Genomic DNA, 17955 nt, shown 5'->3' with positions numbered 1-17955 from the left:
GTCCCGATGCCTGCTGAGGGCAATTATTAATTTCATTAAGCAAAGAATTGATGACTTTGCGCAAATTCATTATCAAACACACAAACTTCCAAGCATATTCATGTACTTTCTCACTCATCTATTCTTGAGCTATAAACTCATGATTCAATACCGATTGACACCTCTTCTCCAGTCCGATATTCTCAAGCCCATCCACATACTACTTAACACCTGTTTACACTATTTTCCAAAATCCTATTGACCCTCAACCATCTTTCGTACTATCCTTCCTTTATTGAGCCTGATGACTAACAGGCTTACAAGGATAGTAAGGATTATGAAGAAGACTACCGTGACTTTTGGCGAGTACCTAAAGCACAAACGCGATGAAAAGCAAATTAGCTTGCGTGAGGTGGCTCGTACTTTGGGGGTGTCAGCACCGTTTCTCAGCGATGTGGAGAACAGTCGGCGTGCACCTTTGACCGAGGAAAGACTGGCAGATTTGGCAAACGTGCTGAATCTGAATGAAAAAGAGAAAGCCGAGATGTATGACATAGTCGGCAAGCAAAAAGGCCTGCTCGCACCGGATCTGAATCCGTATGTGACCGACAGGCCGTATGTGAACGCCGCACTCAGGACTGCAAGAAACCTGGAAGCGAACGAGGAAGATTGGCAACGATTTGTCGATGATTTGATCAAGAGGAAACACGGGGACAACTGAGGAAAGATGAAAAGATGCGCATGTAGACTCGACGCCAACGGGATACCCCATTTGAGCAAGAACCAGCTGGAAACCTATGGAGAACGAGTGCTGCGTGACTTTTCCCCTGAGGTCCTGCTAAAACCACAACCCATGGATATCGACAGACTTATCACCCACTACATGGGCTTTTCCCTGGAATACCAATACCTGTCGCATAACCAGGTGTATCTGGGGATCACGGTTTTCGAAGATACCGAAGCCCTGCCCGTGTATGTCCCTGAGTTGGACCAAGCCAAGTTCCTCTCGGTGAAAAAGAATACCATCATCATTGAGGGAACCCTTGCCGACAATCCATCGTTCATCCATCGTGAGCGGTTCACAGAAGGGCATGAGGCATCGCACGGGTTGATCCATCCCGAATATTATCAGCGGAAGGCCCAGATTGCCAGCTTGCACGATTACTGTGGTGGTATCTACTCAAAACCTGCCTTCCCTGATCTCAGCGGTGTAGATACCGACGGCAAACGCTTGAAAGGTGAGGCATGGCTCGAATGGCAGGCAAACTATCTGGCATCAGTATTGCTGATGCCCAGACCTGCAGTCAAACGACTGAGGAATTTGATCGAACCCAAAGGTAGTCCATTCTGGCAACAAGAGCTGATCCAGACAATGGTCGATGTGTTCAATGTCTCTGAGGAAGCTGCAAGGGTACGTCTGATTTCACTGCACTGCCTTCCCACATAACCAACAACCACCGGTGTCCGCCATGCGATCCCTGTGGTCGTTAGCGGATTGTCTATCATAAAGATTCCTGACTGCCACTTCGCAGCAGGTTTCTTTTTCACTTCTATGTTAGCTTTAAAGCTAACATTTTACAACAAGAGGAGTTGCGATGAGTATTCCTATGAGATGCCCCAACTGCGGAAAGCGGGCATTCGATGCTTCCGGATTTCACAAGGCGGATGAGCCGGTGGAGATCTCGCTCAAATGTCCGCAGTGCGGTCGATTCGTGAAAGTTCCTATTGCACAGCACATGTGCCTGCCCAAGAGAAAAGGAGGAAAGCGCGTTCATATCATGAATACATAACACTGGGGGAAGCTCCTCCACTAAATATACCGACATCATGCAAGTCGGACATACCGAGCAATGGGACCGTATGACGAGTCACCGAATAGCCGGATGATGCACAAGACACACGTTTTGTAATCATCCGGCTTTCTTTTTGCCCGAAAATCTTATTCAGGATCATCAAGACCCTTTGCTCCATAGGCCGAAGAGTAATGGTCATCGTCTTCTGGATTCGTTGGATCCAAACAACAGCATCCCTGTGCCAGGCCAGGATTCCCCACCGGGATGCACCACATCAATCACTGAACACCGGTTGTAGGGAATGCGCCGGTCGAAGGTCAAAACGGAGATGCGTTTTGATTTCGGCCAGCATGCCCTCGTCGCTGCATACCCGAATGCCTGTCTCCGTTTTGCCCAAACCCCAAGGAGGGGAACATGGCAAAGGACGCCAGGACAGAATTCTTCTATTGCATCGACGGAAAACCGTACCGACTTACCCCAGGTAAGGACGGAATCACCGAGGAGATCATCACTGTTCTCCGCGACTCATACCATGCCGAGAAACTGAACGATCGGTATGAAGATGAACTACAGGATGCGAATTTTAAATTCTCAAAGTTTCTTCACGATGCCAACCCAATAACTCATCCTAATGATCCCATCGAGCACCTTGTGGATACTTCCCAAGCCCCCGAGGAGATTCTATTCCAGGATGAGCTTCCCCCCTCGATCAGGAATCAGGTGCAGACGCTCATTCCCCAATTAATCCCTGCCCAACAGGAGCTTTTCTGGAAACTCTGTGAAGGCCGACAACTCGCTGATATCGCCCGAGAAGAAGGGACCACAGACAATGCGATCCGTAGCCGCCGCAGAAAGATGTTCGATCGTATCAGGGCTCTCTATGCTGAGGAGTTCGGGGATGTATAGTCCCCGTTTTCTCCTTGGGGTACGGATTTCAGGTATTAAGCAGAGGATGTACATACGGGGTGATGACACACCGAAACAACCTCCGGGGAAACACCCCGTACAGCGATGGAGAAACACAATGAAACTTCAACACAGGGTCCAGATCAATGTGGCCCAAGGCGGGGAAGGAACCCAGGGAGTGCTGGGTAGTCGTGGACGAAAGTTACCCGCAAGGCTGCTGCGATTCCTGTTCGGCCAGTACAGCGAAGTGCTCGTACTTACACCGGGCAAGACGGTCAGAAGCGTCGAGATACATGAGATGCAAGAAGGAGCGAATGAAAATGGAAGATAAAGCCCAGTTGTTGCTTGATGGAGCCAAGGGATTCAGATCTCTTGCGGAGGCGCTCGAGTTAGCCGCCGAAGTGCTTCGCACACAAGACCTGAAGAATCTGCTCGGACAGAAGGATATCCAACCAGACCTTTTTGAAGCACAGGACTCACCAACGATTCAAGAGCCCCCAAAGGATGAAAATCCTTTGTCTCTGATCGATGTGCGCAAGATACTCGCAGAGAAGTCACGTGATGGTCACACGGACCAAGTGCGGTTGCTTCTGCAAAAGTATGGTGCTGACAAGCTCTCAGCGATCGATCCCTCCCATTACAGAAATCTTGCCGATGAGGCTTTTTGTCTGGGTGTGACATTGGAAGATTTGAAGTCTGCCGTCGACGCAATCACCTCGAAGGACAAGGCCGATCAGCTGCCTGCCATTTATGAACACCACTATGCAACCTGTCTGGAGAATCTTAAACCGGAATATTACCCGGGTTTCCTAAGGGATATCAGGAGGCTTGCCGATGAGTAGGCATGCCCTTCTTTCTCCCTCATCGGCCTCGCGATGGACAATGTGCCCGCCATCGGCACGCCTATGCGAACACATCGAGGAGAAATCAAGTGTGTTCGCCGAGGAAGGAACCGAAGCCCATACCCTATGCGAGTACAAGGTCAAGCTTGCCCTGGGAATCAAGATGGAGGACCCGAGACCCACCCTGCACTACCACAGTGAGGAAATGGAAAGCTGTACCGATGAATATGCCGCATTCGTTCTCGAGGCATTGCAGCTTGAGAAGGAGGCTCAAAAAGATCCGTTGATACTCCTTGAACAACGCCTGGATATCAGCACGTATGTACCTGAATGTTCTGGGACAGGAGACTGCATCATCATCGCCGACAGGAACCTGCATATCATCGACTTCAAGTACGGACAGGGGGTTGAAGTCTCTGCAGACCACAATACCCAGATGATGCTCTACTCCCTCGGAGCTCTTGATATGTTCGGCTCGCTGTATGAGGTGGAAGAGGTATCGATGACCGTATTCCAACCCCGCCTTGCAAACGTGAACACGTTCACCATGACTGCCGATGACCTAACAAACTGGGCTGAATCCTATCTCAAACCAAGGGCTGAATTGGCATTCCGGGGCAAGGGTGAATTCTGCTCAGGTCCCCATTGCCGCTTCTGCAAGGTGAAATCCACCTGCCGCAAGCGTGCCGAGGCGAACCTGGATCTCGCTCGCTACGAGTTCGCCGAGCCTGTACTCCTGGGAGATGACGAGATTGCAGAGATCCTGAGGCAGGCTGACGAGTTGGCTTCTTGGGTAAGCGATATCAAGGGGTACGCTCTTTCGGTATTAGGTAGAGGAGGAAAACTGGAGGGATTCAAACTGGTCGAGGGTAGGTCGATACGCAAGTACACCGATGATCAGGCCGTAGCTGAAGCAGTCAGCTCATCTGGATTCGATCCCTATGAACACAAGGTACTGGGAATCACGGCAATGACCGAGTTGCTGGGAAGAACACGATTCAATGAGATCTTGGGCCCATTCATCTACAAGCCCAAAGGCAAACCGACGCTCGTACCGGAAAGCGATAAAAGACCGGGTATCACAATCAACGACTTTGACGACATGGAGGAAAAGTAATGTCAACAATAGCAAATCCAATGAAGGTAATCACCGGAAAGAACACCAGATGGTCCTATGCAAACGTGTGGGAGCCCAAGTCCATCAATGGCGGATCACCGAAATACTCGGTCTCCCTGATCATCCCCAAAAGTGACAAGGCCACGGTGCAGAAGATTAAATCTGCCATCGAGGCTGCGTACAAGGAAGGCGAGGCAAAACTCAAGGGCAACGGAAGGACAGCCCCGTCCCTTGCATCGCTGAAGACTCCCTTGCGCGATGGGGATATCGACCGCCCGGATGACCCAGCTTACGAGAACGCATTCTTCATCAATGCCAACAGTGCAACCGCACCCGGTATCGTTGATGCGGATTGCAATCCCGTGCTGAACCGCAGTGATGTGTATTCGGGTGTCTACGGACGGGCCTCGATCAGCTTCTATGCGTTCAATTCCAACGGCAACCGCGGCATCGCATGCGGCCTGCAGAATCTGCAGCTGATCCGTGATGGAGAGCCTCTGGGCGGTAAGGCAAGTGCAGAGAGTGACTTCGCCACCGATGACGAGGATGATTTCCTTGCCTGATCTCTTAGGAAGAGGACGGTGGCATAATGCTGCCGTCCTTTCCCTATTCACTTAGTTGAAACCCAACATCGTTACCAGGAGATCCGAATGAAATACCTTAGCATCGATATCGAGACGTATTCCTCTATCAATCTGGCCAAGAGCGGAGTTTACCGCTACTGCGAAGCAGAGGACTTCGAGATCCTCCTGTTCGGTTACAGCTTGGACGGCGGGGAGGTGAAAGTCGTCGATCTCGCCCGGGGGGAGAAAATCCCCAAGAACATCGTCAGAGCTATCTCCGACGATGGCATCATCAAATGGGCGTTCAATGCAACCTTCGAACGCATTTGTCTTTCCCGCCATCTAGGACTGCCGACAGGGACCTATCTCGATCCGTCCTCCTGGCGTTGCACGATGATCTGGTCGGCGTATCTGGGCCTACCCCTATCGCTGATGGGCGTCGGTGCCGTGCTCGGTCTTCAGAGACAGAAGCTCTCCGAGGGCAAGGACCTGGTCAGATACTTCTGCACCCCATGCAATCCTACAATCACCAACGGCGGGCGTACCAGAAATGAGGCTGATGATGCACCTGACAAATGGAAACTGTTCATCGAGTACAACAAGCGCGATGTCGAGGTTGAGATTGCCATCCATCAGCGCCTCTATCGACTTCCGGTTCCCGATGCAATCTGGGATGAGTACCTCCTTGATCAAGGCATCAACGACCGGGGTGTGTTGGTCGACAAGAATCTCGTGGATAACGCAATCAGGATGGACAAGCGTGCCCGAGAAGAGTTGATTACGAGGATGAAGGATCTCACTGATTTGGAGAATCCCAACTCAGTGCCACAGGTAAAAACCTGGCTGTCAGAGAACGGTCTTGAAGTCGATTCTCTTGGCAAGAAGGATGTGATGACAGCTTTGCAGGACGCCCCGCCCCAGATCCAAGAAGTACTCGAGCTCAGGCTTCAGCTTGCCAAGTCGTCGGTGAAGAAGTACCAGGCGATGGAAAACGCAGTTTGCAGCGATGGCAGGGCAAGGGGCATGTTCCAGTTCTACGGGGCAAACCGAACCGGGCGGTGGGCTGGAAGACTCGTGCAAATGCAAAATCTACCCCAGAACCATCTGGAGGATTTGGAGACTGCAAGAACCTTGGTTACGAGCGGTGGGTATGAAGCAGTGCAGATACTGTATTCCGATGTTCCCAACACCTTGTCACAGTTGGTCCGTACCGCATTCATTCCTAGAAGCGGATATCGGTTCATTGTTTCGGACTTCTCTGCAATTGAAGCAAGAGTACTCTCCTGGCTCGCTGGGGAGACTTGGCGTATGGAGATCTTTGCCGAGAACGGGGATATCTACTGTGCATCCGCTTCTCAGATGTTCAAGGTCCCTGTAGAGAAGCATGGTCAGAATGCCCATCTAAGACAGAAAGGGAAAATTGCCGAATTGGCACTTGGTTACGGCGGGTCGGTGGGGGCTCTGAAGGCGATGGGTGCTCTGGATATGGGCCTTGAAGAGGATGAGCTCAAGCCCTTGGTGGATGTGTGGCGTCAATCCAATCCTAACATCGTCCAGCTTTGGTGGGATGTGGACAAGGTGGTTAAGGAAGCGGTGAGGGGAAAAACCACAACCAACACGCATGACATCAATTTCTCACATGAGAGTGGCTTCTTGTTCATTACGTTGCCATCGGGAAGACGGCTTGCCTACGTGAAACCCCGTATGGGAACCAATGATTTTGGTAACGATTGCGTAACGTATGAGGGCGTGGGAGCCACGAAGAAGTGGGAACGTATCGAAACATATGGTCCCAAGGTGGTGGAGAACATCGTTCAGGCAATCAGCCGTGACATTCTCTGCTACTCGATGCAGCAACTCAAGGATCATCGGATCTGCATGCACATCCATGACGAGATCGTCATCGAGGCACCTGATGAAATGGAATTGGAAACCATCGAGGCTTCCATGGCGGCATCGCCATCATGGGCAGATGGATTGTTGCTCAATGCGGATGGCTTTGAGACCAAATTTTACAAGAAGGACTGAATATGAATATTCGCAACAGGGAAGGATATATGGATAGGACACCCTATGAGGCCATGAAGGCTATTGAGAAACAAGCTAGACCACATTTCGATTATCACCCCATGGTGTATATCTGCTCTCCATATGCTGGAAATATCGAAGAGAATGTGTTCCATGCCAGGCGTTACAGCCGTTTTGCAGTCGAGAAAGGTTATCTTCCGGTAACCCCTCACCTGCTCTACCCCCAGTTTCTTGATGACGGGATTCAGAGCGAACGCGACCTGGGCATGTTCTTCGGTATCGTGCTCATGAGCAAATGTACGGAGGTTTGGGTGTTTGGTGAACACATTAGTGCCGGGATGAGAATCGAGATAGACAGGGCAAAACATAAGGGTTATAAGGTGAGATTTTTCAATAATGAATGCATTCTTATAAATACTCAGCCGCTGCCCTAACCCAATTAGGGATATCCCCCACGCGGAGTACCCAGTCCCAGCCTAACATTGCACATACGCAGCATTATTGAAAATTGTTAATTACTCACAAAGTAAACTCCTCCATTCTTCCTCGACAATATCATCAATTTGTGATTTGAATCGTTTCTCTTTTTTGTTAAAGAGAACCTCTTGCAATGGCTTAATGGAGATTTTATTTACAAGTAGATTAATAATGAGAGCAATTATGGAGGCTCCTAGAGTATTCGGATTTTCACTATTCTTTTGATACAAAAATATCACCAAAATAGAAATTAACACCAGTGCTACTATCTGGACTAGAATTGCAATTCTTTTAGCTCTATTATTTTTCTTTTGGAACTCGGATAAAAGTTCATGCTTCCGACGTTCAATAAAATTTACCTTACGTTTTTGCATTTCATCAGTCAGCTTCTCTGCTCTCTCTTTTTCAGAACTATAACTTCTTTTTGCTGCTGTGAGCTCATCTTTTACTTCAATTTTATAGGATTGAATTCTACGTTGCACCTTCAATGCTATTTTGCTATCTGTAACACCTGATATCCGGTCTCTATTTACTTCTTTAGCTAATTTAACAATATCCTCCTTTGGCATTTGCGTAATTTGGTCCTGGATTTCGTACATTCGAGTTAAGTCTTCAATTTGAAAAGTATTTTTTTCTGGAATCACATCATTTCTAATAAAATTTGAAAACAGTGGCAGAAAATCTGTAGGCTTTAAATCAATACCTCCATCGCTAACAGAAAATAAGTTAATCAACGTTTTCAAACTTACTGCCAAAGGATACTTATTTGCTTTAGCATTCTCCGTTGAATATGTATGAATGGACCCATCACGCGTTAGAATCCAGACATTACCTCCATCAGAGCGCAAGAATTGTGTTCCAGCAATTAATCCAGCATCATGGCCTAGAATTGAATGAGTTTTTTCATGATTATGAAGCCTTTTGAAAATTTCATTGAGTGCTTCTTTTAGTTTGGTATCCTTTTGTCCGTTTTCTATTGCAACCGATAGTTCTCGATAATCCAACTCTTCTATTTCTAGTGAATTATTAAATTTGTCTGGTATGTTTTTAATTTGCTCAAAGAAAGTTATAAAATCCTCTTCCTTTGTACATTTCCTTCCTAGTGCAGTTTTTATAAATGTATCATCTGACTCCACTAAGACTTCAATACTATACTTTCTAAGAATTCTTGTAATCTCATCAATTTTATTTCTGATTGCCTTACTGTATTCTTCTTTGGTTATATGAAAATAAACAGGAGTAATTTTCAGTTTCTCAAAAATTGACTCAAGGGATTCGTAAGCATCACTATAGTTATCTTTCTCTAAATCAAGACACATCAGAATATTTGTATCTAGCACCATCGTTGCATTTTCAAAAATGTCAAGTATACTGTCATCAGCATATATATTTGCAGCAATCAATTGGCATGAGAACATTGTATTTGCATAATCCCACATCAATAATTGATCTTCTGGATTATTACTTCTTAAGAATTGTATATATTGGTCATTAAGCCAAGTGCATAACTTTTTATCGATTTTATGTTTCTTATGTATTGCATTGTCGTCTAGAATTTTTAAGGTATTAATATATTTTCTATTCTTGTCAGATCTTCCTATTACATCTTCGATCCAATTCATACTATATTCACTAAAGAATTTCGTATTCATATCTTCAAACCAACTTTGAAGAGTTCCCTTATCAAGATCGCTATCAGAAAAGTATTCTTCAAGAACTGAGTTTAACCTTTGACTTCTTTGGTCATATAATGACTTAAGTTTTCTCCTGTAGAAGTCCCGAATTTTATAGTTCCCTTTGCTTTTCTTGACATAGCTATTTTTAACTAATTCATTAAGGGATTCATCAATTCTTGTATCGTCAATTTGAGACCCAACTAATTTTCTCAAATTTGCTTTAATAGCTCGAAAATCAATACCTTCATCTGCTGAATACAGTATCTTTACAATAGCCTGCGATAATGCATTTACCAGTAGCGATTGATTGGCAATATCCTGTTTGATATAAATTGTTGAAATAAGTTTATCCATAAGTTCCCCACAAATAATTTGAGTAAAACCAAAGATGACTCAAATATATAAAATTTAATAAGTTAATAGCTGTGAGAAGTAACATTAATGATACACGTCGTTAATAGTACCACAGACTTGGTCAGTCCGCCCTATAAATCATTAATTATATAGCGATGTACTTGGTAAAACTATTTCTTTCTCCAATTCAAATAATGAATTTCTAACTCAAGGGGTACGCTTTTTCGGTGGTAGGTAAGGAGTGTCTAATCGTCATGAAAACTCTCTACTTATTTACCAAGGAGCATACGATATGCGTAACCTGCCCATAGCCTATGGCAATAGTTGCTATGGGAAAACCTGGACAAACAAGACCACGACATTCGATGAGCTCTGCATGCGATTGTCGGAAACCATACGCACCTCCTCATGAGCAAATGTTCGGAGGTATGGGTGTTTGGAGAACGAATCAGTACAGGAATGCAAATTGAGATTGATAGGGCACGCTGCAAGGGATACAAGGTGAGATTTTTTGGCAGCGATTGCCACGAGACTGAACCCAGGAACACGTGATCATTCCAGTTTCTCCTCTGGTGGTTCTCCTTTTCCCAAATTAAGGGGGTACGGTTTTCCGGCAATAAGAAGGAGGAATAATTATGAGTCGAAAAACCTTACCCTGTGATAGCCAAGACCTGTGTAACAATGATGTGTGTCATTCCAGTGAAAGGACATCCCCTTCATTAGATACGCTGATTCCCATCAACTATGAAACCCCAACTCCAACTGTCAACGCGCGGAATCTGCACATAGCGATGCAGGTGCCAACCCGATACAACGACTGGTTCCCCCGCATGTGCCAATACGGCTTTGTGGAAGGAAAGGACTTTTACTCGAAAGCAAGTAAAAGTATCGGAGGGCGTCCGAGCATGAATCACGAGATCACCATAACGATGGCCAAGGAGCTGTGCATGCTGCAGCGCTCAGCGATAGGCCGCAAGTTCCGCCAATACTTCATTGCCGTAGAGGAAGCATGGAACTCTCCCGAACACATCATGGAACGCGCACTGCAGATTGCACACCAAAGAGCACTCGAGGCGCAGCGACGGATCATGGACCTCACGGAAGAAAATGAAACCCTCGAGATCGCCTTGAATGCCTCGCTGCAGTTCTACACCGTGGCGAAATATAACAAGGTTTTCGGTAAGCACTGGAATCTTGCACAATCGCAGGCCATCGGCAAGCAGCTGTCGGCATTCTGTCGGTCACGAGCGATCGAGATTCGCTCGTGCGAAACGAACGACGAACGCTTCGGTACGGTGAACAGTTATCCGATCACCGCATGGGACGACTTCCTGAAGGAGATACAATGAACGATCAACTCATCAAGGTTGCACTCTGCAACCGAAAGACCGACCGGAAGTACAAGAATCAGGAAATGACCTGGCAAGCGATAAAGGATCGCAACGCCAACCCCATCCGAACCTCGGAGACGGTACAGGAGTACCCTCGGCTCCCACGTGTCCAACGTGATCAGCTGAAGGACCAGGGAGGCTTCGTCGGAGGATGGTTGAAGGAAGGCATCCGAAAGAATGGTCACGTGATTTGCCGGATGGTGGGAACCCTGGATGCAGACCATATCGATGGCGGAGAAGACTTCCCCACCAAGGTGAAGAGTTCCTTGACGGGTATAACCTATTTCCTCTACTCAACACACAGCCATGCTCCTGAGAATCCCCGTTGTCGCATCGTGTTCCCGTTCACCCGTGAAGTAGGCGAGGACGAGTACCCCGCTCTCATGCGCATGGTCGCGAAGCAGATTGGCATAGACTATTTCGATGACTCCACCTACCAGGCCAACCGCATGATGTACTGGGCGAGCTGTCCATCGAACGGGGAATTCTTATTCGAAGCCCAGGATGGGAGTGCGCTTGATCCCGACAAGTACCTTGGCATGTACCACGACTGGAAGGATGCCTCCCAATGGCCGGTCAGTTCCCGTCAGTCCGAGATCATCCAAACCTCGATGCGTAGCCAAAGTGATCCGCTGACGAAAGAAGGAATTGTGGGGGTATTCTGTCGAGCCTACCATCCGATCGACGAAGCAATCGATGCGTTCCTTTCCGGTGTGTATGCTCTCTCCACCCAAGAGGGAAGGTACGACTACATTCCCGCCGACTCAAGTGCCGGAGTGGTGATCTATGATGGCAAATTCGCCTACTCACATCACGCGTCCGATCCTGCATGCAACAAGACTCTCAATGCATTCGACTTGGTAAGAGTGCATCGCTTCGGGGATGATGATCCAAAGAAATCATTCAACGCCATGGCAGATCTTGCCAGCAAGGACGAACGGGTGAAGTTGCTCATCCTTCATGAGCGCAGAATGGAAGCAGAGGCTGACTTTGTACCGGAAGAGGACTGGAAAAAACGGTTGATATACGAGACCAGGAGCACCGTGCTCAAAAATTGCGTGTGGAACCTGAACCTGATCCTCGACAATGATCCGGATCTCGCGGGGTTTGCTTTCAACGATCTTGCCGGGCGAATCCAAGTCACATCCAAGATGCCATGGGACAGGCCGGTGGGAAACAACTTCTGGCGCGATGCTGATACGGCACAGCTGAAATCCCTCATCGATATCCGCTATGGGTGTTTCTCGAGCCGCAATCATGATGTGTCGTTCACGAAGATCTCAGATGACCGCCATTTCCACCCCATCCGCGACTATCTGAATGGCTTGCCGCCATGGGATGGTGAAACAAGGGTCGAGGAGCTTTTCATCCAGTACCTGAAAGCCGACGATACCCCCTATGTCAGGGAGATCACCCGCAAGACATTCGCCGCCTCTGTGGCGCGCGTCTACCACCCGGGCACCAAGTTCGATAACGTCCTGGTGCTTGACGGCGAACAAGGTATCGGCAAGAGCACGATCGTGAAAGACCTTGTGGGCAGTGAATACTATTCCGAAACCCTCTCTTTAGCCGATATGGAGTCCAAGGCAGGTGCGGAGAAGCTGCAGGGGGTGTGGATCGCAGAGATCGGGGAACTGGCGGGAATAAAGAAAGCCGACATTGAGAAAGTGAAGGCATTCTTCTCCACATCCGACGACCAATACCGCCCCAGCTATGGCAAGGTGGTCGAAAGCCATCCCCGCCAGTGTGTGATCATCGCGACGGTCAACGGAGAACACGGGTACCTTCGCGACATCACCGGCAATCGCCGGTACTGGATCATCAAGTCCAACCTGGCTCGGCATAAGATGACCTGGCAATATTCAGAGGCATATCGGACCCAGTTCTGGGCGGAAGCAAAGTCAATCTGGGAAAATGGCGAAAAACTGTATCTCGAGGGAGACTTTCTGGAGGAGGCGGAGGAGGTCCAGAGCGAAGCCATGGAGATCGACGTGCGCGAGGGTTACGTCAGGAATTACCTCGACTTTCTGCTCCCCGAGAACTGGGAAGCGATGGACCTCTATGCACGACGTGCATTCCTTTCGGAGAAGGACAGCGGCATGACGGTAAAGGGGACCGTCAGGAGAACCGTGGTCTGCAATATGGAGATCTGGTGCGAATGCTTCGGCAAGGACCCCGCCATGATCAGCAAGAACGACTCATATGCGATCACTGCCATCATGCAGAAGATCGAGAGCTGGGGCAAATACCAAGTAACAAAAACAGGAACGCGATACTTCCCGATTTACGGAAAGCAACGCGCCTACGTTTTCCAGGGGACGGAACAATCTTCAGAACGTTCCAAGCCTGTTCCAGAACTGGTTCCATTGGACTATGACGCAATCCCGTTCTGAGGAGCACGTTTTGGGGCATCAGGAACAATGGAACAAGAATATCTACTACATAAGTGGAAGTAGATATACAGGGGATGAGTGTGGCGGCGAGGGCGTATATACGCACGTGGGACTTTATAGGACCCCCTGTTCCTTTCGTTCCACTCGTTCCTTCGTTCCAAAGGGAGATTTGGAATGCTTGAGAAAGAGATCGAGTTGCAGCTGGTGATGGCTGTGAAAAAGATGGGAGGCCGGGCTGTGAAATTCATAAGCCCGGGCTTCGATGGAATGCCGGACCGATTGGTCCTGCTGCCCGGCGGACGGTGCGGCTTTGTGGAAGTGAAGGCCCCGGGCAAAAAGATGAGGGCACTCCAACAGGTAAGGCATGAAATGTTGAGGGCCCTGGGATTCAAGGCATACGTGCTGGATGCAAGAGAGCAGATAGAGGAGATCATCAATGACATATACACCGCATGACTACCAACAGTATGCGAGCGACTTCATAGAGGAGCACCCCGTGGCAGCGGTATTACTGCAGATGGGACTTGGCAAAACGGTCATCACCCTGACGGCCCTTTCCAATCTCCTCTTCGATTCATTCCTGGTGCGCAAGGTACTGATCATCGCGCCTCTTCGGGTTGCCAGGGATACGTGGCCTGCCGAAATCGGCAAGTGGGATCACCTTGGGGATTTGATTCCGTCAGTGGCCGTGGGAAGTACCGCCGAGCGAATTACAGCACTCGAGCGCAAGGCTGACCTGTACATCATCAATCGCGAGAACGTGCAGTGGCTCATCGAAGAAAGCGCCCTGCCCTTCGACTTCGACATGGTGGTCGTCGACGAGCTCTCATCGTTCAAGAACCACCGCTCCAAGCGCTTCAGAGCGCTGATGAAGCGCCGTCCTGTGGTAAAACGCATCGTTGGCCTGACCGGTACCCCGGCCAGCAACGGCCTGATCGACCTTTGGGCCCAGTTCAAGATTCTGGACAAGGGTGTGAGACTCGGAAGGTTCATCGGAGCCTATCGTAATGCGTATTTCACCCCAGACAAGAGAAGCGGACAGGTGGTGTTCAGCTATAAACCCGCCCCCGGTGCGGAGGAAAGGATCTACCAAGCGATCGAGGACATCACCATCTCCATGAAGGCCCAGGACCATATCAGGATGCCCGAGCTCGTGACCAATGAATATAAGATTTCCCTCAGCGGCGATGAGCGGATGGCCTATGAAAGACTACGGAAAGATCTGGTGCTCGACGCCTCCGGAGGACAGGTGACAGCAGCCAATGCGGCAAGCCTGTCGGGCAAGCTGCTGCAGCTGGCAAATGGGGCTGTGTACACCGACGACGGGAAGACCATTGCCCTTCACGATCGCAAGCTCGATGCGCTTGAGGACCTCATTGAGGCGGCCAACGGAAAAAGTGTGCTGGTGGCCTATTGGTTCAAGCACGACCTTCAGCGGATTGCGGGGAGGCTGGAGAAGCTGGGGGTATCGTTTTCGACTCTGGATTCGAGTGAAAGCCTTTTGAAATGGAACCAGGGAAAACTGCAGGCCGCTCTGATACACCCAGCCTCCGCCGGGCACGGATTGAATCTCCAAGGCGGGGGGAGCTTCCTGATCTGGTTCGGCCTTACCTGGAGCCTCGAACTCTACCAGCAGACGGTAGCGCGCCTGTGGCGCCAAGGCCAGAAGTCCGAGACGGTGGTGGTCCAACATCTCATCACCGAGAAGACCATCGATGAGCGCATCATAAAGGTTCTTTCAGGTAAGGCACTAACCCAGAATGCTCTGATCGAGGCGGTGAAGGCCGAACTTACAGGGGGTAGCCGATGACCGAGTCAAGCATGAGGCAGCTGGCGGCAGCAATTGTAGATCGAGCTGTGATGGACTGGCACAAGGCGATGTCCCAGTTGGAAGACAACCCCGATTACCTATACGCATGGGCAGACAAGGATGAGATCGAGCGGTTTTTCAAGAGCGAGTGGTTTGATTTCCTGTGCGACATCAACCCCGACTTCACCAAGATTCACCTACAGGAGGCAAGAACATGAAAACAAAGGAATATCTGTCACAGGCATGGTATCTGGACAAACGCATCAAGACCAAGGAACGTCAGCTCGATTGGCTCAGAAGTCATGCCGTCTATGTATCTCCCAAACTCACCGAGGTCCCCAAGGCCCCGTCGATCCGGCGTTCCCCTGTGGAGGAGGCGGTGGTGCGGATCACCGAACTGGAAAATGAGATCAACACCAGCATTGCACAGTTGATACTTCTCAAGACAGAAATCGCTGATGCGATCCGAAGTGTCAACAGCATGGAGTGTGAGACGCTGCTGGAGATGCGGTACCTCACCTTCCTGGGCTGGGACCAGATCGCATCCCAACTGAATTACAGCCAGGACTACATCTACCACCTGCATAGGAAGGCGCTGGGGTTGGTGAGGGTTCCTTCTATATGATATTTCGTTCCACCCTTTTCCTGGGTGGAATATTCAGAAGCTACAGAATATGGTCATAATTTTATCAAAATGATAGTCTAATTATTATCATCATCAGGAAAGATCGAAACTAAATGCCCATCCTTTACTTTGAATCCCATTTGAAGTCCCTTATCATCCCAATCAGGATTCTTGAATAATCTTGACTGAATAATGAAATGGTATGCGTTTGTATCTATTGATTTCAAATAGAGTCTATTCAGTAGAAAAAGCGCAGCAAGAGAACCCACAACTGATTGCAGGTTAGCAGCATCAAAGTTATTAATACGATCGTGTTTAACAGCATTGTAATTTTTCCACCAAACCATTGTTCCAGAAAGGTTTTCAAATGGCTTGATCTCACAGTTGAAGTAGTTTATTAGAATCCTTTCTGATTCAACAGAGGGAAATCGGCTTTTTATATCAACTGCATAATCTTTAATTGTTTTATTATTGGCTCTTGGATACCCACACATATCCTTGAGTATTACGTCGATCTCTGAACAAACCGTCTGTAAAAGTGCAACATACTCATTCGAGAACGTTCCATAATTCGTTTCATCGAAAGAAACATAATCTCCCGTGATCAGAAATCGATTTTCTAGATGTAGATAATATCCCCAATAGACCTTCTCAAATTCTTTAATATTCATGGATCTCAATCCTTTTGTAGGCTTTTCAACAAAATCAACCCGACTGCCATTTCTTTCTCAGTAATGACCGCAGAAAATTCTATTACTTAGGATAGCACAGATTATCGTTTCCTAAAATTCACAATAAGAACCGTAATCACTTCAGGAACACTTGTATCCAATCGTTAAAATATCAGAAAATAACAGTTGTGCTCAGTTTGTTTTTCACGCTACTGTACACTCAGACAAGTCCAATCGAGAGCTCGGGAATTCCTCCCGGGCTTTCTTTTTGCCCCAAGGAGTACCCCTCATGCCCTACAAGCCCAAGCGACCGTGCAGCCATCCAGGCTGTCCACGACTCACCGAAGGTCGGTACTGCGAGGAGCATGCGAAAGAGGCTGCGAGCACCTACGAACGCAACCAACGAGATCCCGGCACCCACAAGCGCTACGGATCCTCTTGGAGGAAGGCCCGGAAAACATTCCTTGAAGGGCATCCCTTCTGCGAGCTGTGCAGGAGAGAGGGACGCCTTACACGAGCGACGGTTGCCCATCATATCACTGCCACTAGATATGGTGGTACGGATGACGAGGAGAACCTCATGGCACTATGCAACAGGTGCCACTCAGCCCTCCACGGGCGCCAGAGAGACCGATGGAACGTTAAAAGGTAACTATTAGTAGCGCCAACCCTAGGGGTATCTGAATCTCTACACCATATGTGGTGTACAACGGGCAGGGGCAATCACGCGGAAAAATTGGAATTCAAACGGGGGATTGACCCCCTCATCATACGAAGGCGGTGCGACATGGCAAAAGACGGTACCAACCGTGGCGGTGCCCGCGTCGGTGCAGGGAGGAAACCCAAGGCTCTCTCAAAGAAAATCCACGAAGGCAGAGAGGCCCGCGTGGTGCAATTGCCCGAGGCTCCCGAGCTCGAGGGCGCGGACATGCCTGAGGTCAAATATTACATGACGGTCAGCCAGAAGAGTGGCATTGAGCTCGATGCTGCAGAGGTCTTCCAGGAGACATGGGATTGGCTCAAGACCAGACGCTGTGAGAATTTAGTCAGCAGCCAGATCATCCACCAGTACGCGATGGCAGTGGCGCGATGGATCCAGTGCGAGATGGCAGTCAGCGAGTACGGCTTCCTCGCAAAGCACCCTACCACAGGTGCTGCGATCGCTTCTCCGTATGTGGCGATGAGTCGTGAATACATGAAACAGGTCAACCAGATCTGGTACCAGATCTTCCAGATCGTGAAGGAGAACAACGCCACTTCATACCAAGGAGCGAACCCTCAGGATGACCTGATGGAACGACTGCTCACCGCACGCCGGTAGCGCAAAACA

21 protein-coding genes are annotated in these 17955 nt (G+C 48.9%); 18 read left to right on the top strand and 3 right to left on the bottom strand.

Features of this window, described 5'->3' with window-relative positions:
• The first annotated feature begins 316 nt into the window (after positions 1-316).
• From SPIGRAPES_RS14250 to SPIGRAPES_RS14205, 9 genes are all read left to right on the top strand, one after another.
• Positions 317-700: a helix-turn-helix domain-containing protein gene (locus SPIGRAPES_RS14250; protein WP_014271454.1), complete on the top strand. Its 384-nt coding sequence runs from the start codon at positions 317-319 to the stop codon at positions 698-700.
• Between the two features lie 6 nt (positions 701-706).
• Positions 707-1426, top strand: coding sequence for an ImmA/IrrE family metallo-endopeptidase (locus tag SPIGRAPES_RS14245; protein ID WP_014271453.1), 720 nt, complete (start codon positions 707-709; stop codon positions 1424-1426).
• Positions 1427-2186: 760 nt separating this feature from the next.
• Positions 2187-2678 carry an RNA polymerase sigma factor gene (locus tag SPIGRAPES_RS14235; protein WP_014271451.1) on the top strand — a complete coding sequence of 164 codons (492 nt, stop codon included), beginning with the start codon at positions 2187-2189 and terminating at the stop codon, positions 2676-2678.
• Between the two features lie 118 nt (positions 2679-2796).
• Complete coding sequence (locus tag SPIGRAPES_RS14230; protein ID WP_041385403.1) at positions 2797-3009, top strand: hypothetical protein; 213 nt, start codon at positions 2797-2799, stop codon at positions 3007-3009.
• Entirely contained in the window at positions 2999-3520 is a 522-nt protein-coding gene (locus tag SPIGRAPES_RS17275; protein ID WP_014271449.1) for a hypothetical protein, read from the top strand. Before SPIGRAPES_RS14230 ends, SPIGRAPES_RS17275 begins: the two co-directional genes overlap by 11 nt.
• On the top strand, positions 3513-4637 hold the full coding sequence (locus SPIGRAPES_RS14220; RefSeq protein WP_014271448.1) for a DUF2800 domain-containing protein: 1125 nt from the start codon (positions 3513-3515) through the stop codon (positions 4635-4637). The genes SPIGRAPES_RS17275 and SPIGRAPES_RS14220 overlap by 8 nt, the downstream gene beginning before the upstream one ends.
• Positions 4637-5200, top strand: a complete 564-nt coding sequence (locus SPIGRAPES_RS14215) for a DUF2815 family protein (RefSeq protein ID WP_014271447.1) — start codon at positions 4637-4639, stop codon at positions 5198-5200. Before SPIGRAPES_RS14220 ends, SPIGRAPES_RS14215 begins: the two co-directional genes overlap by 1 nt.
• Positions 5201-5287: 87 nt before the next feature.
• Positions 5288-7228, top strand: a complete 1941-nt coding sequence (locus SPIGRAPES_RS14210; protein WP_014271446.1) for a DNA polymerase — start codon at positions 5288-5290, stop codon at positions 7226-7228.
• A gap of 2 nt (positions 7229-7230) precedes the next feature.
• Positions 7231-7662 carry a DUF7768 domain-containing protein gene (locus SPIGRAPES_RS14205; RefSeq protein ID WP_014271445.1) on the top strand — a complete coding sequence of 144 codons (432 nt, stop codon included), beginning with the start codon at positions 7231-7233 and terminating at the stop codon, positions 7660-7662.
• Positions 7663-7743: 81 nt separating this feature from the next.
• Here the strand turns inward: SPIGRAPES_RS14205 and SPIGRAPES_RS14200 are convergent, their stop codons facing one another.
• Positions 7744-9735, bottom strand: coding sequence for a hypothetical protein (locus tag SPIGRAPES_RS14200; protein ID WP_014271444.1), 1992 nt, complete (start codon positions 9733-9735; stop codon positions 7744-7746).
• A gap of 408 nt (positions 9736-10143) precedes the next feature.
• Here SPIGRAPES_RS14200 and SPIGRAPES_RS17645 point away from each other — a divergent pair, with 408 nt between their 5' ends.
• From SPIGRAPES_RS17645 to SPIGRAPES_RS14170, 7 genes are all read left to right on the top strand, one after another.
• Complete coding sequence (locus SPIGRAPES_RS17645) at positions 10144-10287, top strand: DUF7768 domain-containing protein (protein WP_483475678.1); 144 nt, start codon at positions 10144-10146, stop codon at positions 10285-10287.
• Between the two features lie 83 nt (positions 10288-10370).
• A complete protein-coding gene (locus tag SPIGRAPES_RS14195; RefSeq protein WP_014271443.1) occupies positions 10371-11084 on the top strand; it encodes an antA/AntB antirepressor family protein in 714 nt (237 codons plus the stop codon).
• Entirely contained in the window at positions 11081-13519 is a 2439-nt protein-coding gene (locus SPIGRAPES_RS14190) for a virulence-associated E family protein (RefSeq protein WP_014271442.1), read from the top strand. Before SPIGRAPES_RS14195 ends, SPIGRAPES_RS14190 begins: the two co-directional genes overlap by 4 nt.
• 174 nt (positions 13520-13693) lie before the next feature.
• Positions 13694-13975, top strand: coding sequence for a VRR-NUC domain-containing protein (locus tag SPIGRAPES_RS14185; RefSeq protein ID WP_014271441.1), 282 nt, complete (start codon positions 13694-13696; stop codon positions 13973-13975).
• On the top strand, positions 13956-15329 hold the full coding sequence (locus SPIGRAPES_RS14180) for a DEAD/DEAH box helicase (RefSeq protein ID WP_014271440.1): 1374 nt from the start codon (positions 13956-13958) through the stop codon (positions 15327-15329). Before SPIGRAPES_RS14185 ends, SPIGRAPES_RS14180 begins: the two co-directional genes overlap by 20 nt.
• An 11-nt stretch (positions 15330-15340) precedes the next feature.
• Positions 15341-15547 carry a hypothetical protein gene (locus tag SPIGRAPES_RS14175; protein WP_155816771.1) on the top strand — a complete coding sequence of 69 codons (207 nt, stop codon included), beginning with the start codon at positions 15341-15343 and terminating at the stop codon, positions 15545-15547.
• A complete protein-coding gene (locus tag SPIGRAPES_RS14170) occupies positions 15544-15954 on the top strand; it encodes a DUF1492 domain-containing protein (protein WP_014271438.1) in 411 nt (136 codons plus the stop codon). The genes SPIGRAPES_RS14175 and SPIGRAPES_RS14170 overlap by 4 nt, the downstream gene beginning before the upstream one ends.
• A 77-nt stretch (positions 15955-16031) precedes the next feature.
• Here the strand turns inward: SPIGRAPES_RS14170 and SPIGRAPES_RS14165 are convergent, their stop codons facing one another.
• Positions 16032-16625, bottom strand: coding sequence for a hypothetical protein (locus SPIGRAPES_RS14165; RefSeq protein WP_014271437.1), 594 nt, complete (start codon positions 16623-16625; stop codon positions 16032-16034).
• A gap of 220 nt (positions 16626-16845) precedes the next feature.
• Complete coding sequence (locus SPIGRAPES_RS17390) at positions 16846-17160, bottom strand: hypothetical protein (RefSeq protein WP_245535505.1); 315 nt, start codon at positions 17158-17160, stop codon at positions 16846-16848.
• Here SPIGRAPES_RS17390 and SPIGRAPES_RS17385 point away from each other — a divergent pair.
• Together SPIGRAPES_RS17385 and SPIGRAPES_RS14155 are read left to right on the top strand one after the other, a co-directional pair.
• Complete coding sequence (locus tag SPIGRAPES_RS17385; protein ID WP_245535503.1) at positions 17113-17277, top strand: HNH endonuclease signature motif containing protein; 165 nt, start codon at positions 17113-17115, stop codon at positions 17275-17277. The genes SPIGRAPES_RS17390 and SPIGRAPES_RS17385 overlap by 48 nt on opposite strands.
• Before the next feature lie 135 nt (positions 17278-17412).
• The gene (locus tag SPIGRAPES_RS14155; protein WP_014271435.1) at positions 17413-17946 is read left to right on the top strand and encodes a P27 family phage terminase small subunit; all 534 of its coding nucleotides are present in this window, start codon (positions 17413-17415) and stop codon (positions 17944-17946) included.
• Positions 17947-17955: the final 9 nt, after the last annotated feature.

Origin of the sequence: Sphaerochaeta pleomorpha str. Grapes, from assembly GCF_000236685.1 — a bacterium.
GTDB lineage: Bacteria > Spirochaetota > Spirochaetia > Sphaerochaetales > Sphaerochaetaceae > Sphaerochaeta > Sphaerochaeta pleomorpha.
Note: the sequence above shows the minus strand (reverse complement) of the source record. Positions and strands in the feature narration are given on the sequence as shown.